Source organism: Litorilinea aerophila (assembly GCF_006569185.2).
Classification (GTDB): domain Bacteria; phylum Chloroflexota; class Anaerolineae; order Caldilineales; family Caldilineaceae; genus Litorilinea; species Litorilinea aerophila.
Genome location: NZ_VIGC02000008.1, coordinates 69,847 through 93,010, shown reverse-complemented (window position 1 = coordinate 93,010; position 23,164 = coordinate 69,847). Strand labels below are relative to the sequence as shown.

Annotated in this window: 24 protein-coding genes; 22 read left to right on the top strand and 2 right to left on the bottom strand. The window is 63.3% G+C overall.

The genetic code is table 11. The annotated features are described in order from the left end of the window. Window positions 1–50: 50 nt before the first annotated feature. Window positions 51–659, bottom strand: a complete 609-nt coding sequence (locus tag FKZ61_RS07805) for a QcrA and Rieske domain-containing protein (protein WP_170199414.1) — start codon at window positions 657–659, stop codon at window positions 51–53. 367 nt (window positions 660–1,026) lie between these two features. Here FKZ61_RS07805 and FKZ61_RS07800 point away from each other — a divergent pair, with 367 nt between their 5' ends. The 22 genes from FKZ61_RS07800 (at window position 1,027) to FKZ61_RS07695 (ending at window position 22,371) form a co-directional block, all read left to right on the top strand. Then, window positions 1,027–2,631 (top strand): AI-2E family transporter, encoded by a 1,605-nt coding sequence (locus FKZ61_RS07800; RefSeq protein ID WP_141609522.1) that lies wholly within the window; start codon window positions 1,027–1,029, stop codon window positions 2,629–2,631. Between the two features lie 83 nt (window positions 2,632–2,714). Further along, window positions 2,715–3,563 (top strand): class I SAM-dependent DNA methyltransferase, encoded by an 849-nt coding sequence (locus FKZ61_RS07795; RefSeq protein WP_141609521.1) that lies wholly within the window; start codon window positions 2,715–2,717, stop codon window positions 3,561–3,563. 265 nt (window positions 3,564–3,828) lie between these two features. Then, window positions 3,829–4,101, top strand: coding sequence for a metal-sensitive transcriptional regulator (locus FKZ61_RS07790; RefSeq protein ID WP_141609520.1), 273 nt, complete (start codon window positions 3,829–3,831; stop codon window positions 4,099–4,101). Between the two features lie 12 nt (window positions 4,102–4,113). Further along, window positions 4,114–6,816 (top strand): heavy metal translocating P-type ATPase, encoded by a 2,703-nt coding sequence (locus tag FKZ61_RS07785; protein WP_211358460.1) that lies wholly within the window; start codon window positions 4,114–4,116, stop codon window positions 6,814–6,816. An 86-nt stretch (window positions 6,817–6,902) separates the two neighbouring features. Beyond that, a complete protein-coding gene (locus FKZ61_RS07780; RefSeq protein ID WP_141609519.1) occupies window positions 6,903–7,280 on the top strand; it encodes a cupredoxin domain-containing protein in 378 nt (125 codons plus the stop codon). A 78-nt stretch (window positions 7,281–7,358) separates the two neighbouring features. Next, window positions 7,359–7,541, top strand: a complete 183-nt coding sequence (locus FKZ61_RS07775) for a YHS domain-containing protein (protein ID WP_141609518.1) — start codon at window positions 7,359–7,361, stop codon at window positions 7,539–7,541. Window positions 7,542–7,957: 416 nt separating this feature from the next. Next, a complete protein-coding gene (locus FKZ61_RS07770) occupies window positions 7,958–8,224 on the top strand; it encodes a heavy-metal-associated domain-containing protein (RefSeq protein ID WP_170199412.1) in 267 nt (88 codons plus the stop codon). A gap of 46 nt (window positions 8,225–8,270) precedes the next feature. Next, window positions 8,271–8,648, top strand: coding sequence for a heavy-metal-associated domain-containing protein (locus FKZ61_RS07765; protein WP_141609516.1), 378 nt, complete (start codon window positions 8,271–8,273; stop codon window positions 8,646–8,648). Next, window positions 8,638–9,441 (top strand): NADH-quinone oxidoreductase subunit B, encoded by an 804-nt coding sequence (locus FKZ61_RS24250; RefSeq protein ID WP_141609515.1) that lies wholly within the window; start codon window positions 8,638–8,640, stop codon window positions 9,439–9,441. The genes FKZ61_RS07765 and FKZ61_RS24250 overlap by 11 nt, the downstream gene beginning before the upstream one ends. 39 nt (window positions 9,442–9,480) lie before the next feature. Beyond that, window positions 9,481–11,763: a glycoside hydrolase family 57 protein gene (locus FKZ61_RS07755; RefSeq protein WP_141609514.1), complete on the top strand. Its 2,283-nt coding sequence runs from the start codon at window positions 9,481–9,483 to the stop codon at window positions 11,761–11,763. Window positions 11,764–11,805: 42 nt separating this feature from the next. Beyond that, window positions 11,806–12,825: a galactose-1-phosphate uridylyltransferase gene (gene galT, locus FKZ61_RS07750; protein ID WP_141609513.1), complete on the top strand. Its 1,020-nt coding sequence runs from the start codon at window positions 11,806–11,808 to the stop codon at window positions 12,823–12,825. A gap of 2 nt (window positions 12,826–12,827) precedes the next feature. Continuing rightward, a complete protein-coding gene (lgt, locus tag FKZ61_RS07745; RefSeq protein ID WP_141609512.1) occupies window positions 12,828–13,625 on the top strand; it encodes a prolipoprotein diacylglyceryl transferase in 798 nt (265 codons plus the stop codon). A 413-nt stretch (window positions 13,626–14,038) separates the two neighbouring features. Continuing rightward, window positions 14,039–16,006 (top strand): ATP-dependent zinc metalloprotease FtsH, encoded by a 1,968-nt coding sequence (gene ftsH / locus FKZ61_RS07740; protein WP_141609511.1) that lies wholly within the window; start codon window positions 14,039–14,041, stop codon window positions 16,004–16,006. Window positions 16,007–16,042: 36 nt separating this feature from the next. Continuing rightward, a complete protein-coding gene (locus FKZ61_RS07735) occupies window positions 16,043–17,038 on the top strand; it encodes a DMT family transporter (protein WP_141609510.1) in 996 nt (331 codons plus the stop codon). A gap of 99 nt (window positions 17,039–17,137) precedes the next feature. Then, window positions 17,138–17,563: a hypothetical protein gene (locus FKZ61_RS07730; RefSeq protein ID WP_141609509.1), complete on the top strand. Its 426-nt coding sequence runs from the start codon at window positions 17,138–17,140 to the stop codon at window positions 17,561–17,563. A 23-nt stretch (window positions 17,564–17,586) separates the two neighbouring features. Continuing rightward, window positions 17,587–17,835 carry a cation transporter gene (locus FKZ61_RS07725; RefSeq protein ID WP_141609508.1) on the top strand — a complete coding sequence of 83 codons (249 nt, stop codon included), beginning with the start codon at window positions 17,587–17,589 and terminating at the stop codon, window positions 17,833–17,835. A 414-nt stretch (window positions 17,836–18,249) separates the two neighbouring features. Then, complete coding sequence (locus FKZ61_RS07720; RefSeq protein WP_141609507.1) at window positions 18,250–18,468, top strand: hypothetical protein; 219 nt, start codon at window positions 18,250–18,252, stop codon at window positions 18,466–18,468. A gap of 102 nt (window positions 18,469–18,570) precedes the next feature. Then, window positions 18,571–19,650: a cytochrome b gene (locus FKZ61_RS07715; protein WP_170199408.1), complete on the top strand. Its 1,080-nt coding sequence runs from the start codon at window positions 18,571–18,573 to the stop codon at window positions 19,648–19,650. A 74-nt stretch (window positions 19,651–19,724) separates the two neighbouring features. Next, window positions 19,725–19,964: a hypothetical protein gene (locus tag FKZ61_RS07710; protein ID WP_141609505.1), complete on the top strand. Its 240-nt coding sequence runs from the start codon at window positions 19,725–19,727 to the stop codon at window positions 19,962–19,964. Beyond that, window positions 19,957–20,469 carry a hypothetical protein gene (locus FKZ61_RS07705; RefSeq protein WP_141609504.1) on the top strand — a complete coding sequence of 171 codons (513 nt, stop codon included), beginning with the start codon at window positions 19,957–19,959 and terminating at the stop codon, window positions 20,467–20,469. The genes FKZ61_RS07710 and FKZ61_RS07705 overlap by 8 nt, the downstream gene beginning before the upstream one ends. Then, window positions 20,469–21,569 carry an NAD(P)/FAD-dependent oxidoreductase gene (locus tag FKZ61_RS07700; protein ID WP_170199406.1) on the top strand — a complete coding sequence of 367 codons (1,101 nt, stop codon included), beginning with the start codon at window positions 20,469–20,471 and terminating at the stop codon, window positions 21,567–21,569. Before FKZ61_RS07705 ends, FKZ61_RS07700 begins: the two co-directional genes overlap by 1 nt. 175 nt (window positions 21,570–21,744) lie before the next feature. Further along, complete coding sequence (locus FKZ61_RS07695; RefSeq protein ID WP_141609502.1) at window positions 21,745–22,371, top strand: class I SAM-dependent methyltransferase; 627 nt, start codon at window positions 21,745–21,747, stop codon at window positions 22,369–22,371. 22 nt (window positions 22,372–22,393) lie between these two features. Here the strand turns inward: FKZ61_RS07695 and FKZ61_RS07690 are convergent, their stop codons facing one another. Next, window positions 22,394–23,071, bottom strand: coding sequence for a cupredoxin domain-containing protein (locus tag FKZ61_RS07690; protein WP_141609501.1), 678 nt, complete (start codon window positions 23,069–23,071; stop codon window positions 22,394–22,396). Window positions 23,072–23,164: the final 93 nt, after the last annotated feature.

Here is a 23,164-nt window from a genome sequence, read left to right as displayed (position 1 = left end):
CAGCGGTGACAGTCCCTGCAAGAGGCAACCGCCCCTATGGGCAGGGGCTGTCACCCTGCTCGCCGTGCCGGCGACTTGGCGGCAGGCTTACCCAGGATGCGGCGCCCGGTGTCCACCACAACTTGGGCAGACAAGGCCCAGGGGGTCCCCCGAACGGCAGGTGGAACAATGGCGTCTTCTGTCTCTTGGGTCGTGGCCACCACGACTCCATCCTGCACGATTTCGACCACGAACTGGTCCAGCGAGCGGGGAGCCGGGCCCTCGATGTAGTCACCCTCGGCCGTGAACTTGGAGCCATGGCAAGGGCACTCGAAGCGCTGGTTGGACTCGCTCCATTTGTAGAGGCAGCCCAGGTGGGTGCAGACCTGGTACAGGGCCTTGACGCCCACCTCTGTATGGACCAGCCAGTACTTGCCCGCCGTGCTCAGAACTGGGGGCAGTGTTCCCGGCGGTGGCAGGGAACTGGTCGGGCCCAGTTGAAACTTGCCGCCGAACTCCCCTGCGCGAAAACGCGGGAGCAGGAAGAAATAGGTGGCGGCGCCCCCTTCCGCTGCCAGGAGCCCCATGGCGACGCCCCAGGCGTAGGTCAAAAACTCGCGGCGATTGATGCCAGGCTGTCCGACTGCTTCCTCCCCCTGCGATGGAGTCTTCGCGCTCATGCCCTGTACGCTCCTTTCCCATGCACCTGAAAGCCAGCAACGCCTTTGCAGGATGGCTCCTCTGCCCCCAATATGGCGTGTTTTTCCGTTTCCATAAGCGCTGTTTCGCCTGGCGTCCATAGGCAATGTTGCCTGTCGCGGTGCCGGATGGGCGCCCTTAGTAAATCCCGACAGAAATTCCGGGAACCCTCTGGGTGCTGCGTACTCTGCTGTGAAACTTCCCAATATCAACACAACCTGACCAAAGGACGGAGAATTTCCCACACCCCGGCCGAGAAGGGGGAAATCTACTGGGGGGTCTTCATAAGGCCAGGCATCTTTGCCTATTGGAACGTGGCCAAATCGCCCTTGGCGTGGAGGCCCAGGGATGGTTACATCAGAGACAGAAGAGACCTTTCCTCTGTGGACACAGGCTGCCCTGGGGTTTTGGGATTTCAACCACGGCCAGGCATTGATGGCCGATGGCCGGCGACTGGCTAAACACTATCTGGCTGAAATGCCTGACCCTCGACCCTGGTATCTCCGGTGGCAAGACTGGTTGCGTCCCCTGCCGGGCAGAGTCTGTGCCGCGCCAGTGGGAGAAGCGACCCCTGGACAACAGGAGATGACGGTGCCAGACGAGATCACCTTGCACTGCTCGCCCAAGTTGCTGGTACAGATCGGAGCGGCGGTCGCTGCCCTGGGGCTGGCACTCTATCTGACCGATGTACTGATCCTGTTGGCGGTGGCCATGCTGCTGGCGGCCGTCATGCAGCCACCTCTTAACTGGTTGGCACGGCATGGGTTGCCCCGCGGCGTGGGTGTGTCGCTGCTCTATCTGCTTCTGTTGGCCCTGCTCGCCCTGGCCCTCTATGCCCTGGTCCCCGGGATCGTAGAGCAGGCCAGCCAGATCGCCAACGGTTCGTGGGCCGCCTGGCTGGATCAGATGACCATGCAATGGCAGCAGGAGACCGCCCGCTATCCTGGGCTGACCCCTCTACTCGAACTGCCTGTCCAGATGGGGGCCATGGTGCAGAACTGGATGGCTGGCATGGGACGCTGGGCCATTAACCTCAGCAGTCTGCTGATGGATGGGACGCTGGTCCTGGCCCTGGCCTACTTTCTGGCCATCGATCCCAACGCACCCCGTCGCCTGCTGTTTGACCTGTTGCCCGAACCCTATCACCTGCGCGCCTGGTACCTTTCCGCTCACCTGGGCCAGCAGGTGGTGCGCTGGACTTGGAGCCAGGGGCTGCTGGCGCTCTACATCGCCGTGGCGTTTGGGGTGGGGTTGTATCTGCTCGGGGTACCCTACGCCCTGCTCCTGGGCCTGGTCGGTGGGGTGCTGGAGGTGATCCCCTTTCTGGGGGGCGCCGTAACCATGCTGGCCGCAGTCCTGGTCAGTCTGCCCCACTCCTGGAACATGGCCTTGGGCGCGGTGGCGTGGTACATCGTCGTGAACCTGGTGGAGGGCTATGTGCTGGTGCCCCGCCTCTACCAGCGCACACTCCGGCTGCATCCGCTGCTGGTCCTCATTGCCTTCGTGGCTGGCGGACGACTGCTGGGGCTGGCGGGTGCCCTGTTGGCTGTTCCCTTGGCTGCAGCGATACAGGCGGCCTGGCAGCACCGGGATCGGGTGATAGCGGTCCCAGAGCAGGAGGGTGAGGCGGTGGCCCAGGACCCGGTGTGCGGCATGCGGCTTACCCCCGAGCTGGCTGCCTGCAAGCAGATTTACCGGGGACAAACCTACTTCTTCTGCTCCGAGCGATGCCACGACCTTTTCCTGACCTGGCCCGTGGACCCGGTCTGCCGACAGAAGGTGAGGCCAGAGGTAGCCGAGCAGGTCACTTACCAGGGTAAGATCTATTATCTGTGCAGCCCGGATTGCGCCCGCCGCTTTGCCGAGGCACCAGCGTCCTGGCTGGAACCGACGTCTGGGCCTGCCCAAGATAAGGAGGCAAGACCCATTCCCGCGTTGAAACCACCAGGTTGAGCACCGGGGGAAAGATTCCTGCTGGCGTGGGTACCGGCCATCTACGGCGTCGAGGTGGATTTTATCGGAAGATAGGAGGCATCATGGCCAATAAAAAACTGCTGCGCTGGGTGGGAGCCTTCCTGCTCCTGGACGGTGTTCCTTTGTTCACCTCAGGTCGCGCCTACGTGCGGCTGTGGCAAATCCCTCCAGCCCCAAAGGCCTATCGTCGAACGATGGCATGGCTGGCCGCCTGGCCCAACTGGCTGTTACGGGCCGCCGGTATGGCCGAAATCGGCCTCGGCCTGGCCGTACTGGCTAGAGCACCGGTGGAAGTACCAACCCTCTACCGCGCCGTCGCCAGCCGCTACGACGCCGCAGCCCCCCTCTGGCGGGACTGGCTCTACCCCGACGCCCACCTCGCCCTGGACCGGGCACTGGCCACCCATCTGCCTCCAGGCGGGCGTGTCCTGGACCTGGGTTGTGGCACCGGCGCCAACCTGGAGCGCTTGCTGGCCCTGGGGCTGCCCTTCGGCGCCTACAGCGGGGTCGATCGCTCCCCCGACATGCTGGCCCAGGCCCGGGCCAAGTTCGGCCATCTGGCTCACGTTGAGTTCCAGCAATTGGATCTGCTGGTCGATCCCTGGCCCGAAGGTCCCTTCGACCTCATCGTCTCTACCTGGGCCTTCGAACATCTACCTGAGCCGGAAGCGGTGGTGGCCAAAGCCTGGACGCGACTGCGTCCAGGCGGCCACATGATCCTGCTCACCGAAATCGCGGGGGATGCCTGGCGCATTCGCCTGTTGGCATGGATAGGGCACTTTTTCAGCGCTCGCCTCCTGAACGAGGAGGAGTACCGGCGCTTCCCAGGGCTGATCGCGGCCGAACACTTCAACGGTCCCCTGGCCCCCCTGGCCTTACTTATCCTCCACAAACCGGAGCACCCTCTCTGAGTCTCCCATTGGCCGTTGCGTGACCTTGGCCAATGGGGCCACACGGCCGGCCAGAACCATCTGGAGCTGGTACGCCTATTCGAGATGGAACCAGAAGGCACACTTTCTGGCGCGCGAGGCAGCCGGCCGGCGGAGAAGGAACTGCAGGAGATGGACTTGCGAAGCTGGACCGCGCCATTTTGCCTATGGATCACAGGCCAAACACCCCTCCCCCCATGGGGAGGGGTGCTCTATAGTAACAGCGTGGAGAAAGGAGCACGACGCCATGGACGTCCAAACCCGTACCGAAGTGACACGCCGGCTCCGCAGCGTCGAAGGCCACATCCGGGGGGTGGCTCACATGATAGACGAAGATCAGCCCTGCATGGCCATCCTGCAGCAGATGCAGGCAATCCAGGGGGCCATCAGGCAAATCAGCCTGCTGTTGTTGGCCAGCCACCTGGACCACTGCCTGCAGACTGTAGAGACGGCGCAGAGTGCCAAGGCACACCAACAGCTACGTGAAGAGTTGACGGCGCTTTTTGCCCAAATGTCTTGAGGAGGCGAAATCGTGAAAGAAACAAGTGGTGAAGTCCATGTCAGACAGACCGTGACCGATCCGGTCTGCGGTATGGAGATCAACCCGGCCGACGCAGCCCAAACCCGCACCGTGGATGGTGTGACGACATACTTCTGCTCGGACCGTTGCGCGGAGCAGTTCGACCGGGAACATGGCGGGCAAGTTGAGACAGTCATGCCTCACTCGGCCACAACCGGCTTCAATCCAGAGCTGGCAGGCCCCCTGGAATTGGAGCTGCCTGTGGCCGGGATGACCTGCTCGTCCTGTGTGGTGACGGTCGAGCGCACCTTGCAGTCGGTTCCAGGGGTCGAGAAGGCCCATGTCAATTTCTCCCTGGGCAAAGCCCATGTGGCCTACCACCCAGAGCAAGTGGACGTGGGAACCCTTGTCGGCGCTATCAAGCAGGCGGGCTACGACGTGGGGGCAGCCGAGATGCACGTGCGCATCACACCTGGACTGCACTGTGCTTCCTGCGTCCGCTTTATCGAGGAGGCCCTGTACCAGGTCCCCGGCGTGCTGGAAACCACGGTCAACCCGGGCACCGATTCGGCCCACATCCGCTACATCGCCGGCCAGGTGGAATTCGCCGCCATCAAACAGGCCATCGAATCCACCGGCTACCAGGCGGCTCGACCGGTGGAGCAGGAAGAGACCGTGGACGAGGAGACCGCGGCCCATCAGCGGGAATACCGGAACCTGATGCGCAAGTTCTGGTTCGCCGCCGCCATTAGCATCCCGGTGATGCTGGTGGCCTATCCGGAGCTGCCCTGGCTCTACCTGCCCAATCTCTTCGTAAAAAACGCATCGGAAAGCCTGATCTGGTGGCTCTTCGTCTTGTCGGGCATCGCCACCATCCCGGTGATGGCCTACTCCGGGCGACAGTTCTTCACCGGGGGCTGGACGGCCTTTAAGCATCACACAGCGGACATGAACACGCTGATCGCCCTGGGCACCAGCGCGGCCTGGATCTATTCGACTGTGGCCATCTTCTTTCCGAGCCTGTTCCCAGAAGGCACGGCCACACCCTTCTACGATGTGACCGCCGTGGTGACGGCCCTGGTGGTGTTGGGCCAGGCCCTGGAGGTGCGGGCGAAAGGCCAGACCAGCCAGGCCATCCGCAAGTTGATGGACCTGCAGGCCAAGACCGCCCGGGTCATCCGCAACGGCCAGGAGGTGGAGATCCCCGTGGAAGAGGTGCTGGTGGGCGACATCGTGGTGGTGCGCCCCGGCGAGAAAATTCCGGTGGACGGCGAGATCGTGGAGGGCCGCTCGGCCATTGACGAGTCCATGGTCACCGGCGAAAGCCTGCCGGTGGACAAAGGGCCGGGCGACGAAGTGATCGGCGCCACGGTCAACACCACGGGCAGCTTCAAGTTCCGGGCCACCAAGGTGGGCAAGGACACGGCCCTGGCCCAGATCGTCAAGATGGTCCAGGACGCCATGGGCAGCAAGGCGCCCATCGCCCGCCTGGTGGATGTGATCTCCGGCTACTTTGTGCCCACGGTGATGATCATTTCCATCCTCACCTTCCTGGTCTGGTTCAACTTCGGGCCCAGCCCTGTGCTGGCCTTTGCCGTGGTCACCGCGGTGACCGTGCTGATCATCGCCTGCCCCTGCGCCATCGGCATGGCCGTGCCCCTGAGCCTGGTGGCCGGTGTCGGCAAGGCCGCCGAACATGGCGTGCTCATCCGCAACGGCGAGGCCCTGCAGATGGCCTCCCAGCTCAAGGTGATCGTGCTGGACAAGACCGGCACCATCACCAAGGGCAAGCCGGAACTGACCGATGCCGTGCCGGCCAACGGTTTCGACGAGGCGACGCTGCTGCGCCTGGCCGCCAGCGCCGACCGGCCCAGCGAGCATCCCCTGGCCCAGGCCATTGTGGACGGGGCGCGCGGCCGCAACATCGAGCTGGTTGAACCGACCGAATTCGAGGCCATCCCCGGTCACGGCGTGGAGACCGTGGTGGACGGCCGTCAGGTGCTGGTGGGCAACGCCAAGCTGATGCAACGCTACAAGGTGGACACCTCCCTGGTGGATGCAGAGGTGACCCGGCTGCAGGAGGAAGGCAAGACGGCCATGGTCGTGGCCGTGGACGGTCAGGCCGCCGGTGTGGTGGCCGTGGCCGACACCATCAAAGAGGACTCCATCGAGGCCATCCGGGTGATGCAGGAGATGGGGCTGGAGGTGGTGATGCTGACCGGCGACAACGAGCGCACGGCCCGGGCCATCGCCCGCCAGGTGGGCATCGACCGGGTGCTGGCCGAGGTGTTGCCCGAGGACAAGGCCATGCAGGTGCACCTGCTGAAGGGCGGAAACCGCAAAGTGGGCATGGTGGGCGACGGCATCAACGACGCCCCGGCCCTGGTGGAGGCCGACGTGGGCTTTGCCATCGGCACCGGCACGGACGTGGCCATCGAGGCCGCGGACATCACCCTGATCGGCGGCAGCCTCAAGGGGGTGGCCTACGCCATCGAAATCAGCCGGGCCACCATGCGCAACGCCAAACAGAGCCTCTTTGGAGCGTTCATCTACAACACCCTGGGGATCCCGGTGGCTGCCGGCGTGCTCTACCCCTTCTTCGGCATCCTGCTCTCGCCCATCATCGCCGGGGCCGCCATGGCAGCCTCCAGCGTGACCGTGGTCACCAACGCCAACCGGCTGCGCTTCTTCAAGGCCAGGAGTTTTGCAGCGTAACGTGGTGCGTGGTGCGTGGTGCGTGAACCAGTATACGCACCACGCACCACGACCGAACATAGACTGGATAGACATAGGAGGTTCTCATGGACATCACAACGCTTTTCGTCAACATCGCCGGCCTGGCGCTCATCGCCTGGATCGTCTGGTATTTCTGGCTCTACCGCAAGGAGGGCGTGCAGGTGGCCGAGGTGGCCGGTGTGCAGGAAGTGCCCATCACCGTCAAGGGCGGCTACGATCCCGATGTCATCGTGGTCAAGCGGGGCAAACCCGTGCGCCTGCTCTTCAACCGCCAGGAGTCGGCCCTGTGCAGTGAAATGGTCGTCTTCGACAAGATCAACAAGTCGGCCAAGCTCCCAGAGGGGGAGACCGTGACCATCGAGTTCACGCCGGAGGAACCAGGGGAGATCCCCTTCCAGTGCCAGATGGGCATGCTGCGGGGCAAGGTGGTCGTCAAAGCATAGCCAGATGGGTCAACCGGGACTTCCCGGTCCCAATCAGAGGTTCACTTTCTCAACCCATTTCAAGAAAGGAGACGAGCAATGGCACAGGTCAAGGATCCTGTCTGCGGCATGATGGTAGACAGTGAAACCGCCCGGCACAAGTCCGAGTACCAGGGCCAGACCTACTACTTCTGCGCCCCTGGCTGCAAGACCGCCTTCGACAAAGAGCCGGAGAAGTACCTCCAGTCCGGCGAAGGTGAACATCACCAGCACCATCACTAAGGCCGAAGCGCGCAGGAAACCAACGGACGGGAAGGGATATCCCTTCCCGTCCGTTGGTTTCCGTCCCCCCATGACGCCGGCAGGCGACGCCCGTCACACACCTGCCTCCCTCCTGGACGAGCCCTTCATCTGGGACAGCAGCGGGGCCAACCGGGAGCGATTTCGACGGCGCCTTCCCCCTGGCCTTGTTCCTCCTGCCCAAGCCCGAACAGTCCGCCGCATCCCCAAGAAAAGGCCGACTTCATGCCTTGACAGGCAATTTCGCCTGGACCCAATAGGCCGCTCTGCGCTCCCACCGGGGGGCGTCTGGGGCTACCCTGGGGGACAGGTAAGGCATCGACTCGGCGTGAGGGAAAGTACGTATGCCGTTCTCTGGGCCCGATCACCCGCAGCATATCTGGTTTCGATGGTTTCCAGTGGAAAAGAATGTAGACCCGGCCGCCCTGGCCCAGGCCCAGACGACCTTGCTCCTGGTGCAGGGCATGGGCTGTCCGGTCTGCGCCATGCGTGTCTACGACAGTTTGCTGCGGCTGGAAGGGGTTCTGACGGTGGAAGTGGCCCTGGCGCCAGGCCTGGCCCGGGTGCGCTACGATCCGACACAGGTTTCTCCCGACGTCTTTCCAGCAGCCGTGGCTGCCGCCAGTGATGACGCCCATCACTATTCCGCCCGGATCCTGGCGTAGCGAGGACCGGGCCAATCGACGTCCATCGCATGAAGGAGTGTGACCGATGTGTGACCATGAGCAAGCATGTTCGGTAGAGCCGTTTGAAAAGCCCCTGGAGCCCGGTGCCCTGGAGACAGCCCAGGTAGCCTACCTGGCAGTTTGGGGAATGGGATGCCCACGCTGTGCCACCAGGGTGCGCAACGGCCTGTTACAGGTGGAGGGCGTGTTGATGGCCCAGGTTGCCCTGACCGATGGGATTGCCGCGGCGGCCTACGATCCCGAACGCGTCCAACCGGCCAGCCTGGTGGCAGCCGTGGCCGCGGCGGGCCATGACGGACGACACAGTTACCGGGCCCAACTGATGGCCACCATGGCACTCCAGACCCTACCAGATGGCTACTTTGCGGAAAACCCCTCGAGGAGCGCCGAGGATGAACGCTGACCCGGAAAAATTTCGAAGGCTGAAGCAGGCGCAACTGCAGCCGTATCTACACGACACGATCACAGTCCCTGAAGAACTTCAAAGTACGGTAGCAGTGACCACCCTGGACAGGCTCTACAACTGGAGCCGTGCCTCCAGCATGTGGCCCCTGCTCTTCGGCCTGGCCTGCTGTGCCATCGAGATGATTGCCGCCATGGCCAGCCGTTATGACTGTGCCCGTTTCGGCATGGAGGTGATGCGCCCCAGCCCCCGTCAGGCTGACCTGATGATCGTCTCCGGCACGGTGACCAAGAAGATGGTGCCGGCCATCGTGCGTATCTACAATCAAATGGCCGAACCGCGCTACGTGATCGCCATGGGCGCCTGCGCCACCGGCGGCGGCCCTTTCAAGGAAGGCTACAATGTCGTCAGCGGCATCGACAAGTATATTCCCGTGGACGTCTACGTGCCGGGATGTCCGCCGACGCCGGAAGCGCTGATCTACGGCATGATGAAGCTCCACGAAAAGATCGAGCGGCAGAGCATCGCCACGGTCCCCTGGTATCAAAGGGGTCGTTCCGGCTTTGTGCCGGTGCCACGGCTAGGGCCTGACCTCTTTGACCCGCGGCAGATCCAACTCATCAAGGAGCACACTTTGGCCGCGCTGGACGAAAGCCGCGGGCCGGGTGAAACAAAGAAACAGAAGAAGACAGGCGAGGGCAAGGCGGGTCCCACGCGGTTGTCGGAACAGGCGAAGGCGCGTATCGAAGCGGCCAAAGCCCGCTCCCAGGCCAGGCGGGAACGAAGTGGGTAGTCTGCAACAACCTGAAGACGGTCGGAGCCGGAGGAAACGATGAAAGTCTGGCATCTAACCCCGGATGCACCACGCTCCCCCCACCGGGTCAGCCCCGGTGAACGCGTGACCCTACTCATAGGCACCTGGCCCATTGAACTGGGGCAGCAGGTCGAGGTGGTGTATAGGGTGGAACAGGCAGATGGAACCACCCGCCAGGGCACCGTGGCCGCCACCTGGCAATACAACGCCGGTGTGAACAGTTACTGGCGGGCTGAGCTGGGCCCGTTTGACCCGGGCGATCGAGTGAGCTATCTCATGGAAGGCCACGGGCCCAACAGCCATGGGGTCAGCGATGTGGCGTCATTTCGAGTGGGCCCCAAGCTCTACCTGGCCCTCCTTTGGCACCAACACCAGCCGGTCTACAAGGAGCTGGCCCATCCCACCCAGGCGGGCAGTTATCGTTACCCGTGGGTGCGCCTGCACGCGATCCGCGACTACTACTCGATGGCCGCCCTGGTCGCGGAGCACCCTGACCTCCACCTGACCATCAATCTCACGCCGGCCTTGCTCTGGCAGATCGAGGACTACGTGGAACGGGGCGCCACCGACCGCGCCCTGGATCTGACCCTGAAGCCGGCCGAGACCCTGACCGACGGGGAGCGGGAATTCGTCCTCGCCAACTTTTTCGATGCCGACTGGCACAACCAGATCTTCCCCCATCCCCGCTACAAAGAGCTCTTCATCCAACGGCGAGAGGGCCGCCCTTTCACCGTTCAGGACCTGCGGGATCTGCAGATGTGGTTCAACCTGGCCTGGTTCGGCCAGGAGTTCCGCAAGGGGGAGGTGACCCTGGTGACGAACGAGGTCGCCTCGGTGAACCGTTTCGTGCAGCAAGGACACCATTTCAGCACAGCCGACATGGAAGCGATGGTCGCCGAGCAGTATAAGATCATGCGGGCGGTGATCCCCATCCACCGTCAGCTTCAGGAACAGGGACAGATCGAGGTCTCAACCACGCCCTTCTATCACCCCATCCTTCCCTTGCTGGTGGACACGGACCAGGCGACCATCGACCGACCCGGAACCACGTTTCCACCCCGCTTCGCCCACCCTGAGGATGCCGAAGCCCAGGTTCAGCTGGCCGTGGAAGCGTACCGACGCTGGTTTGGACGGACACCCCGGGGGATGTGGCCTGCCGAGGGCGCGGTCAGTCAGGCAGTGGTGCCCTTCTTCGCACGGGACGGCATCCATTGGATCGCCACCGACCGGGGTGTACTGGCCCGCTCTGGACGCTGGGGCTACGACGTGGACAACCCTGATGTGCTCTGTCAACCCTACCGGGCCGAGGAGGGGGACGCTGCCCTGAGCGTCTTCTTCCGGGATACCCAACTTTCCGACGCCATCGGCTTCCACTACCATGCCTACCCCGACGCCCAGCAGGCAGCCCGGGACTTCCTGGGCCAGATCCAGGAGCGATTCGTCCGACCGCTCCGCAGCGACGAGGACCGGATATTGACGGTGATCCTGGATGGCGAGAACGCCTGGGGCGCGTACCGGGAGGATGCCCGGCCTTTTCTCCACGCCCTCTACACCTTGCTGGAGCAAGAGACCGCCATCCAGACGGTCACTTTCGCCGAATACCTGGAGGGCAATGCCAGGCGGAACATTCCCCCGCATCCGCCGGCGCAACAGACAAAAGTGTACGATCTCTTCACCGGTTCCTGGATCGACGAAAATGGGTCCATGCCGGGTGTGGACCTGGGCACCTGGATCGGCGAGGGAGAGGAGAACCTGGCCTGGCAACTGCTAGGAGAGGCCCGAACCTTGCTCGACCACCTCAGGGCCGCCCCCGATGTCGCCCCAGCCCTGTTCACCGCCCTCTACATCGCCGAAGGCAGCGACTGGTTCTGGTGGTTCGGCGAGGACCAGAACTCGGGCAACGATCCAGAATTTGACGATCTGTTCCGCACCCACCTGAAGAGCGTCTACCAGATGCTCGGGGTCTCGGTCCCCGCGGACTTAAACCGGCATATCGTACCGCACACCGTGGTGTGGAGCTTTGTCGATCCGGTGACGCAGGTCTCCTCCGGAGACCGGCTGGTGATTCGCACCAACTGTCCAGGCACCCTCACCTGGTGGCCAGACGCCCTACCTGCCCAGACGGCCGAAATGGTGCCCGTGGGCGGTGTGATGGCCGGCGTGTGCCGTTATCAGCACACGCTGGGGCCCTTTCCAGCCGATGTGCAGGAAGTCCACTTCATCTTCCGTTGTACCCATGTAGACTGTGACGGGCAGGACATCTGCTGCCGGCCGGACAAATACACCGTGCAGGTTGTCTGATCGCCAGCCTTCGCCAGATCTTGGATGAGGAGATAACATCCCATGTCTGAATTCCGCCAGGACCCCACCACACGGGAGTGGGTCCTGCTCGCCCCAGAACGGGCGAAACGCCCGGAGGATTTCCCACAGCACCAGCGCCCCATGGCGCCGGCATGGGATCCGGATTGTCCCTTCTGTCCGGGCAACGAACAGCGCACGCCCGAAGAGGAAACCTTCCGGATTGGCACCCATGCGGGCTGGCAGGTGCGGGTGGTCACCAACAAGTACCCGGCGCTCACCCCCACGGGCAGCCTGACCCGCCGCCACCAGGGCGCCCTCTTCACGAGGATGGACGGCGTGGGCATCCACGAAGTGAGCATCGAGACGCCTGATCACGCCCGTCCCCTGGCTGAGATGGAAGCGGTTGAAGTGGAAAACGTCCTGGTGGCCTACCGGACACGCTACAACGCCTTGCGCCACGACCCCCGCCTCAAGATCATCCTGATCTTCCGCAACCAGGGCAAAGGGGCGGGAACGTCCCTGGCCCATCCCCACTCCCAGTTGATCGCCACCCCGCTGGTGCCGCCGCCGATCCGTCGCAAGCACGACGTGGCCCGTGCCTACTACGACGACACAGGTCGCTGCATCTACTGTGACTTGCGTGAGGCCGAAATCGCCGCTGGCGAGCGCCTCGTCTTTCAGTCCGAACACTTCACCGTACTGCAGCCGTTCGCTCCGCAAGCACCCTACGAGACCTGGATCCTGCCCAATCGGCATGTGGCTGCCTTCGGCGATGTAGCAGACGAAGAGCTCTCCGACCTGGCCGTTGTGCTGCGGGACACCTTGCGGGCGCTGACGGCGCAGTTGCAGGGCCTGGATTTCAACTACGTGATCCAGACGGCGCCGGTAGGGGAGGCACACTTGAACTACTACCTCTGGCACGTCCAGATCGTCCCCCGTCTCACCACCCCGGCCGGCTTCGAACTGGGCAGCGGCATCAGCATCTCCACCGCCCTCCCCGAGGAAACCGCGCGCCTGCTGCGGGCACAGGTGCGTCAGCGAAGGCTCGAAACTGAAGATTGATCATGATCACCATGCCCATCGATCCCATTCTCTTCACCATTGGCCACTTTACCGTGCGCTGGTACAGTCTAATCATCCTGCTCGCCATTCTCGTCGGCATTTGGGTCGCCAGGCGCGAGGCAAAACGCCGGGGATTGGGCCGAGAGGTCATCGACGATCTGGCTATCTGGCTCGTGCCGGCGGGCATCGTCGGCGCCCGCCTTTTCCACGTGGCCGACCACTGGGACCACGTCTACAGCCTGGATCCGATTCGGGTGCTTTACATCTGGCAGGGCGGGCTGGCCATCTGGGGCGGCGTGTTCGGCGGGCTGACAGCGCTGGTTGTCCTGGCCTGGCGGCGCGGCTGGCGGGTGCCGGTCCTGTTGGACACGTTGGCGCCGGCCGAGGCCCTGGGCCAGGGCCTCGGGCGGATCGCCTGTGTGATCACCGGCGACGCCATGGGCAAACCCACCGCCGGCCCCTTCGGCATTGCCTACACCAGCCCCCACGCCCTGGTGCCCGAGCTGGGCGTCTACTACACGCCCACGCCGATCTACGAACTGATCATGAATGTGGGCATCTTCGCTTTGCTGTGGCAACTGCGCAAACGAAATCTCCCGGACGGTGCGATCTTTCTGATCTACCTGCTGCTCTACTCCAGCGGACGCTTCCTCATCACCTTCTGGAGTGCCTACCGCCCGATTGCCTTTGGCCTGAACCAGGCTCAGCTCATCAGTCTGGCCGCAGTGGCCATGGGACTGCCGCTGCTGGTGTACGTGTGGCGCCGTCCTGGGGCTGCCCGCGCCGAATCCAATGTGTAGGATAGGGGTGCATATAACACCATCGGCATTGAACATTCCTATTTAATACATGCTGAGGCAGCCGCGAAGACGCTAATGACTTTGCAGTTCTTCTGGAACAGCCCGCAGGGCTCCGCCGCGGATGCAACCGGCGACACTACCTTTTTATTGGCCGGGGCGTTGAGGCTGCTGCATATGCTTCCCTTCCCTTTGCACCGAAAGTCGTCCTGCCCACCCTGCAGAGCCTGAACAAACTTTACCCCAAAGCCCTCTGCCAATATGGCTTCAAAGATGTCAACACGCCCCAGGACCGGGCCAAATTGCGGGGATCAAACCTGCAGACTGGCGCTGATGTCCCAGGAGACGCTGTGCTACATTTTGTATAACCCAGTGCGCTTGAGTTCCAGACATCTCGAAGCAAGGGGGTAAGTACAATGGGACCCTCCATGCAATACGGTCAAGACGACCCAAATGAACGGCCGCCACAGGGGGCGCGGTTTTCCCGCTGGTTCTGGCTGATACTGACCTTGATTGCTCTATTGTTGAACTTCTGGCTGTTCATTCCACATGAAGCACTACGGGCTGAGCTGCCCTACACCGCCTTTCTAGAGCAGGTGAAGGCTGGCAACGTGGCCCAGGTGGAGATCAAGGACCAGCAGGTGCAGGGCACGTTCAAAGAACCCATTCTCTGGGCGCCGGATGAACAGATCGAACCGGTGGAACATATGACCTTCGCCACCACCCTGCCGCCCGTAGAGGATGCGCGCCTGCTGCCGTTGCTGGAGGCCAAGGGCGTGGCGGTGACTGCCCGCGCAGCCGGCACACCATGGCCCGCGATGCTGTTGGTCAACGGTCTCCCCCTACTGCTGCTGGTCGGGCTATTCTACACTTCGGCCCGCCAGATGCGCCAAGCCCAGGGCAGCATCTTCGACTTCGCCCACAGCAAGGCCCGCCAGTATGATCCCGCCCGGCCCCGGATCTCTTTTGCCGACGTGGCCGGCGTGGAACAGGCCAAACTCGAACTGGCCGAGGTGGTGGACTTTCTCAAATCTCCAGCCAAGTACCGGCGGCTAGGAGCCAGGATCCCCCGCGGCGTGTTACTGGTCGGCCCCCCCGGCACCGGCAAGACGTTGCTGGCCCGTGCGGTGGCCGGGGAAGCCCAGGTGCCCTTCTATGCCATCAGCGCCTCGGAATTTGTCGAAGTCTTCGTGGGCGTGGGCGCCAGCCGGGTGCGCGATCTCTTCAAAAAAGCGAAAGAGACGCCTGCCAGCATCGTCTTCGTGGACGAACTGGATGCAGTGGGCCGCCAGCGCGGCGCCGGCTTCGGCGGCGGCAACGATGAGCGCGAGCAGACCCTCAACCAGCTGCTGGTAGAGATGGATGGCTTCGACCATGGTGATAACGTGATCGTCATCGCCGCCACTAACCGGCCCGACGTGCTGGACCCGGCGCTGCTGCGCCCCGGCCGCTTCGACCGCCAGGTGGTCGTCGGGCTGCCGGACCGGCTGGGCCGCGAGGGCATTCTCCGCATTCACAGCCGGGGAATGCCCCTGGCGGATGACGTGGATCTGGCCATGTTGAGTCGGGCGACTCCCGGCTTTGCGGGCGCCGATCTGGCCAACCTGTGCAATGAAGCGGCGCTCATCGCCGCCCGCCGCAACAAGATTCAGGTGGAGATGGTCGATTTCCAGGATGCGCTGGACAAGATCGTGCTGGGCGTGGAAGGCAGCCCGCTCCTGGACGAACGGGAACGCCGTACGGTGGCCTATCATGAAGCTGGCCACGCCTTGATCGCTAGCCTGCTTCCTGGCGCCGACCCTGTCCATCGGGTGACCATTATCCCCCATGGCCGGGCGCTGGGCCTGACGGCCCAGTTACCCCAGGAAGAGCGCTATAACCACAGCCGTGACGACCTGCTTACCCGGCTGACGGTCCTGATGGGCGGGCGGGCCGCCGAGGAGGTCGCCTTGCAGCAGATGACCAGCGGCGCCGAGAACGATTTCCTGCAGGCCACCTGGCTGGCCCAGGGCATGGTCGCCCGCTGGGGGATGAGCGAGGCGGTAGGTCCTGTGGGCTACCGGACCGGCGAAACTCACCCCTTTCTGGGCCGGGACCTGGCCCTGGAACGGGAGTACAGCGAGACCACGGCCAGTCTGATCGACCAGGAGGTAAAGCGCTTGCTGGAGGATGCACACCAACAGGCGGTGGACCTGCTGACCACGTACCGTGCCCAACTGGATCAACTGGCCACCGCCTTGCTGCACGAAGAAACGTTGGACGCCGCCCGTATTCAGGAGATCCTGGGCCTAATCCCGGCGGCTTTGGCAGGTCGGCGTCCTGTTGGGCGGCGTGTTGTTACTGCTGTTGTGCGGGCAGATCCTGAACCGGTTGACAGACCCTAAAATCCAATCAAATCTTTGAAAGCGAACCGATAACTCATGCAGATCACAACCAGGAGCGCCAACAGTCGCCAGCGTGGACCATTCCAGACCATTTCTGCCCCGGCGGCAGCCGCCCGCCCGGCCTTCAGCGCCGGCGATCGGGCCCGCCTGATTGCAGTGACGTTTTTGTGGGCGCTCTGCTACCCACTCATCGCCACCGGGCTGGCCGCGGCCCCTCCCCTGGCCTTTGCCGCCTTGCGCTCCTTGATAGCGGGTGCGGGATTGCTAACCGTCGCTGCTGTGCTACGCCGCCCGCTACCCCGAGATGCCAACACATGGCTGGCCCTCCTGGGTGCAGGCCTCAGCGCCACTGGCCTGGGCTTTACAGGCATGTTCCTGGCCGGCGGCGCCGTCAGCCCCGGCCTGGCCACCGTCATTGCCAACGCCCAACCCTTGATAGCGGCAGGTCTGGCCTACTTCGTGCTGGCGGAACGACTGGGGCCCCGTCGTCGAATGGGGTTGGCACTGGGCTTCGCCGGCATCATCCTGGTAGCCCTGCCCGGCTTCGGCAGCAACGCCAACAGTACGCCGCTGGGTGTGGCCTACGTGCTGCTGGGAGCATTGGGCGTGGCCGTGGGCAACGTCCTGCTCAAACGACTGGCCGGGCAGGTCGACCTGTGGATGGCCACGGGCTGGCAGTTTGTCCTGGGCAGCGTGCCGCTTTCCCTGGCCGCGCAGATCTTCGAGTCGCCCGTTCAGATCACGTGGGCGCCCACCTTCGTGGCCGTGTTGCTGGTGCTGAGCCTGTTGGGCACGGCGCTGGCCTTTGGGCTCTGGTTTTCCCTGTTGCATCGGGGCGAGCTGACCCGCCTCAACACCTTTACTTTCCTGACGCCGGCCTTTGCGCTCCTGTTGGGCGCTGTCTTCTTCGGCGAGCGGATGAGCCTGGTCGAAGGGGCGGGCATGGCGCTGATCCTGGCAGGCGTCTGGTGGATCAGCCGTAGGACGGATGTAGCCAGAGAGGCAGCCTCTGTCCGAGGCGTGCCCCATTGAAAGCGAGGTGACGCCATGAGAAAACGGTGGCTTTGGATCAGTCTGATGGTGATCGTCGTTCCGTTGTGGCTGACAGCTTGTAGCAACAATGAACGCGCCGTGCGCCAAACGGTGGAAGAGCTGGCGGATGCCGTACAGTCCGGGTTGAATCGCCGCAACCTGAACGCCGTCGAGCCGTTCTTCGCCACCCCGGACGAAGGGGCCAACGCGGCCGGCCTGGGCGAGACGTGGGAAGCGCTGCAGACTTTTGCCGATCAACTGGGCAGCAGCGACCAGGTGCAGTTCCACAGTTTTGACGTGGAGAGCGTGGCAGTCCACGAAGAAAACAAGCTGGCTCGCGTGACGTACCGGCTTCATTTCAGCGTGGTACGCAACGGGCTGCCCATCTACAGCGCCGTGGTCACCCAGAATCTGGCGTTGATTCGAACGTCCCGGGGCTGGCGCATCAGCGGCGGCGACGTGCCCCGCCTGGACGACGTCACCGGCCAGTGGCCGCCGCGCAGCAGCGCTACGACCATTCCTTGAATGGCAAGTGAGGAGGCTAATCCATGCAGACACAAACAGGAACTGGCAGGCAGACCAGCAAACACCTGGTGCTGCCGGTCTACCAGCTTGGCTGTAGCGCCAGCGACGCCCTGGTCCTCGAACGACGGCTGGCGCGGGTGGCGGGAATTCGCCAGGTGTACGTCAATCCGGTGACCGAGGTGGCCTACATCGACTATGACCCGACCCAAATCGACCCTGGCCAGATCCAGGCCGCCATCGACCGGGCGGGATACGGCAGGCCAGAAGGATAGAACCTCAAACCGGCCAATCAAACGATGGGGAAAACAGGCAATTCTGCTTCCCATCGGTGCGCCATCGCACGGTGTAGAGGGCTCGGGAAACACGCGATAATGCTGGTAGTAAATCCCGGCAGAAATTCGCCGACAGTTGCAACCAGAGGTGACACGCCCAGAGGAAACCCGGAATTTCTGCTTGGCCAGGCCTACCGGGCCTATCGAGCGCAGGTGCCGGCCTTCTGGCCCCGCCTCTCTGGCCTGAGGGTGCCACCGGATGAGGCCACACTGTCGACCATGGCAGCCAAGGCAGAGGAATGATCTGGATCCATCGGCAGCAGCCACGCCAGATGAGCGCGATGCCCCAATGGGTTACCGTACGATCAGAGACCCCATCGGCCGGTTGGAGTACGCCGGTCAAGGAGAGACGACGTGAACGGCCTCAAACAGTGGCTCCATCGCTTTACATCTTCAGAGACTATGGCTATCCTCCTGGTCATCTGGCTGTGCAGCCTGGTCGCCATTGGTCTAATCGTGACGCCGCTCTTTGGCGCCAGGGTTGCCGGCGCGACGGCGGTGAGCCTCCTGGTGGCGCTGCTCTTGCTCTGTTGGGGCCTCTGCCTGACTGGCTACTCCCATTGGCATCGCTGAAGTACATCGTGGAGCCGTGCCAGCAGGATACATGGGCACCGGCCCCCTCCAGAAGGGCCTGACAGGCTGTGTCCGCGGTGCGACTGAATCAGGAGAATGACCATGACCACCATCACGACTGACCGCAACGTGCGGATCGACTCACATTCGTTCTGGGAGAAAGTGGACGAGCGGCTGGGGCTGTCGGGGCTGGCCTACCCGGTACCCGAACACGCCAACAGCCTGCCCTACCTGCTAGGCGGCATCACCCTCTTTGGCTTCCTTGTCCTCATTGCCACGGGGGTGTTGCTGGCCCAATTTTACCACCCCCATCCGGCCAACGCCCATGACAGCGTGATTTATATCATTACCCAGGTCCCTTTTGGCGATTTTATCCGCAGCGTCCACTTCTGGACGGCCAACCTGGTGGTGGTGACGGCGCTGCTGCACCTGATCCGGGTCTTCACCACCGCCAGCTACAAACGGCCGCGCGAGATCAACTGGCTGGTGGGCCTCGGACTGCTGGCCGTGACCCTGGGCTTTGTCTTCACAGGTACCGTGTTGAAGTGGGATCAGGAGGGGGTGGAGGCCCTGGCCCACAACCGGGAGATCGGCGAGTTGCTGGGGCTATGGGGCGTCTGGTTCACCAGTGAGTTTAGCCGCAGCGTCCCGATTCTCACCCGCCTCTATCTGGGCCATGTCACCCTGTTGCCGGCCGCCTTCACCCTGCTCATCATCGCCCATATCTACCTGATCAAGCAGTTGGGCATCTCCCCTAAGGCAACGGTGGATGCCACCTCAGGGCCGCCTACGAAGGAGCAGGGAAGCTCCCGCTTCACGGTGCATCTGCGCAGGATGACCGGCTACGGCCTCCTGCTCTTCGCCTTGGTCGGCGTACTGGCCCTGGCCTGGCCAGCGCCTCTGGGCCAGGCCGGTGTTCCCGGCGCCGAGGTGACCAAGCCGCCGTGGATGTTCCTGCCCTTCTATCCCTTGGAAGACGTCTTTGGCATCCGGGGCCTGCTGGTGGGTAGCGGTGTCCTCTTTGCCCTGCTGGCGCTGGTGCCCTTCGTGGACCGTAGCCCCTGGCTCTCGCCCCGGCGACGGCGCTGGATAGTGGCGGCCGCCACCCTGCTGCTGGTCGTGCTGATCGCCCTGGCTGGCTACGCCTGGCTGAGCCGGCCCGCGCCCCACCTGATGGGGTGATTTCCTCAGGGGCTTGCATCGAACCCGGGATAAACGCAGGTTGGCACGAAACGATTCGACAAGGAAGTGACCCCATGAAGAGAATCACCACAACCTTTCTCGTGCTGTTGGCCCTGGCCACCTTCGCCTCCGGCCAACTGTGGATGGAGAGCAAAGCTGTGGCGGCCGGCGCCACCATGACCGTTCTGGACGTGGGTCAGGTGGTCGCCAGCGCCGTCCTGATGATCGTGACCGTGGCCGGCATGGCGCGCATGCTCCATCGCACGGCAACCCTTCCGGTGCCCGTGGAAAAGAAGGAGGACCGGTATGGCTAGGCAAGCATCGTTCCGCCGGCTCTGGCAGATGGGCGCGGTACTGCTCCTGGGGCTGATGCTGCTCCCCGCGGTCCCCGCCCTGGCCCACGGCGGGGCCGAGATAACCGTGGAGCCAGCGGTCGTGGTCCCCGGCGGTTCTATCAACGTGAAGGGGGAGGGCGTCGAGGCCGGTGAGGAATTCACCATCTCGTTGCAAGGCGTTGGTTTCGAGACTACTCTGGGCACGGTGACCGTGGGCGACGACGAGGACTTCCATCAGGAATTTACCATCCCCGCCAATGTGTCGTCCGGCATCTACCAGGTGGTCGCGGTCAGCGGCGAGGGCGAGACACTCACGGCCGAATTGACCGTGGAGGCCGGCGAGGGTGCGGCCGTCCCTGCCGAACCCTCGGCCGCGTTGATGGCCCTGGATCGCAGCAAGTCTCTGCTGGAATGGGGCGTGATCGGGGTCGGCCTGCTGCTCAGCCTCGGGTTGGGCCTGGTTCTGGTCCGGGGGAAAAGCTGATGGATGAGCATTTTGACGTGGTGATCGTGGGAGGGAGCTTTGCTGGCCTGGCCGTCGCCATGCAACTGCCGGATCACCGGGTTCTGCTGGTCGACCAGTACCCCATCGGATCCCACCCGATGTCCGCCTGTGGCACCCCGCTGCAAACGGTGCAGGCAGTCGGCGCTGAACGGTCCATCCAGGCTGTACATCGCACCCTGGTGCTGCACATCGGTCAGCGGGAAGTCCGCTTCCCCCTGCGCGATCCGTTCGTGACCTTCGACTACCGGCGCTTCTGCCAGGAGATGCTGGCCCAGACGAACGCCGACGTGTGGCAGGCCCGGGTCACGCAGATGGGAGCAGATTTCGCCGCCACGACGCGGGGCCGGGTACAGGCCTCATTCGTGGTAGATGCCTCGGGATGGCGATCACAGCCGGGCGCAGACACCCCAACGCAAGCCCCCCGGGGCTACGGCCTGGAGACCGAACTGCCCATCACCTGGGATGCACCGGGGCTCCACTTCTACGTGGAGAAAGCCCTGGTGGCCAACGGCTATGCCTGGATCTTCCCCTGTGGCCAGACGACCCGCTTTGGCGTCGGCAGCTTCGACAAAAGTCTACAGCTACGGCCTGTGCTGGCCCACTTTCTGTCCCGCTACCACCTCTCCCCTGGCGACACCCACGGTGGGGTTCTGGTGATCGCGCCGCGCGCGCCGGTGGTGAATGGAGTCTTCCGGGTGGGCGACGCCGCCGGCCACTGCCTGCCCCTGAGCGGCGAGGGCATCCGCACAGCCATCTTTCACGGCATTCACTGCGGCCGCGCCATTGCCGGCGTGCTGGCCGGTTCCCTCACCCGACAGGAGGCGGAGGCACTGTACCGGTTACAGGTACGCGGTAACGAGCGCTTCCAGGCCCGCCTGCTGACCCTGCAGACATTGGTGGCGCACACACCCGAATGGCTGCTGGCGCTGGCCGGGCAGATCTGCGCCAGGCCCGCGCTGACCCACCGGATCATGGGCAGGTACCTGACGGAGAGCGGCTGGTTCACCCGCGCGTCTGGGGTTGCGACGACCCACTCCCGGGAAAAACAGCCGCAGGAGCACCTGAGCAGGAGCCACTGAGCCACTGATATGGACGTAGCCTGCATCCATCGCATGAGCCCGGTAGAGGTCTCACTCTACATCCGAGAGGTAGAAACCACCTGGTAAATCCCGACAGACTGGTTTAGACTCCAGTCATCCCTTGTCCCGCACTGAAGTGCGGGACAACCTCGTGACCCCAAGGAGAAGAACGACCATGGTGAATGCTGCCGCGACGGAACAAACCCGAGCCCGCTATCAACGGATCGCTCCCCTCTACGACTGGATGGAGGCTTTGGCTGAAAGACGCTACCAGGGGTGGAGAGAACGGCTCTGGTCCCTTACCAGGGGCCCCCACATCCTGGAGGTGGGCGTGGGCACGGGGAAAAACATGCCTTTCTATCCACCAGGCACAGAAGTCACAGCCATCGATCTCACCCCCGGCATGTTCAAGCGGGCCCAGCGCCGGGCCCAGGCCCTGGGGGTAAAAGTAGACCTGCAACTGGGGGATGTCCAGGCGCTGAACTATCCCGACGATTCCTTTGACGACGTGGTAGCCACCTTCGTCTTTTGTTCGGTACCGGACCCAATCCTGGGCCTCCAGGAAATACGTCGGGTGCTCAAACCGGGCGGTCAGCTCCTCTTGCTGGAACATGTGCGCTCGGCCAACCCGGTCCTGGGGACGTTGATGGACCTGGTCAATCCCCTGGTGGTGCGGGTCATGGGCGCCAATATCAATCGACGTACCGTGGAGAATGTCCGTGCCAGCGGCCTGCATCTGGATCGGGTGGAAGATCTGGGCAGGGGCGGCATTTTCAAGCTGATGGTGGCCCACAAGGAGTAGAACAGTTATCTACCTGACAGCGCTAATAGCGGTAGCCACCATAGCTGCCGTTCTCTTCGTCCGCACCTTCCGAGCTCGGCGCAGGAGTCGCCTCAGCCTGGGATGTCTCAGCAGCCCCTGACACGCTCAGTTGCAGATCCATCCCGCGCCTCGCATGCCCATCTACGGGGCAATATACCCGGTACTCACCTGGCGGCAACTCGATCTGCATGGTGCGGGTTTCGCCGGGTGCCAGGGTGGTCTGGAATACTTCCTCAATGCCCTGGCCTTCAATCTTGAAGTTATGCGCGAAGGAACCCTCATTGGTCACCTCGAAGAGGGTTGGCCCTGCTGGAACCGTATTCGGCATTTCAATCGTGAATTCAGTCAGCGAAACCCGGACTGTCCTGGCCTCCGCCTTCTGGGCTTCCTGGCCCTCCGCAGTCGGTATGGATTCAGGTGTGGACGTTGACGGTACTGGCGTATTGGTGGGTACGGATGTGGCTGGCGACGCAGGCACGGCTGACTGACAGGCCGCCAGCAACAGCCCACTCGCGACCAGCAAGCTCAAAAGCCCTCTGAGTTGGGTTGTTTGCACAATTTTGTAAGTCTGCATCTCTGACCTCCCTTCTTGCCCCAACTGAGTGGAGCGTTTCTCCTTGAAAACGCTGCGTTCTCCGCGATCGCTGCGATGCCATCCCCCTTTTTGCAGTGGAGTCATCGTTCCATCCTAGAAAACGACGGCCAGGGGTTTTCTGGATTACTCGATGTTGCTTCCACTTCCCCCTGTACAATAGACGATGCCTACCATCCT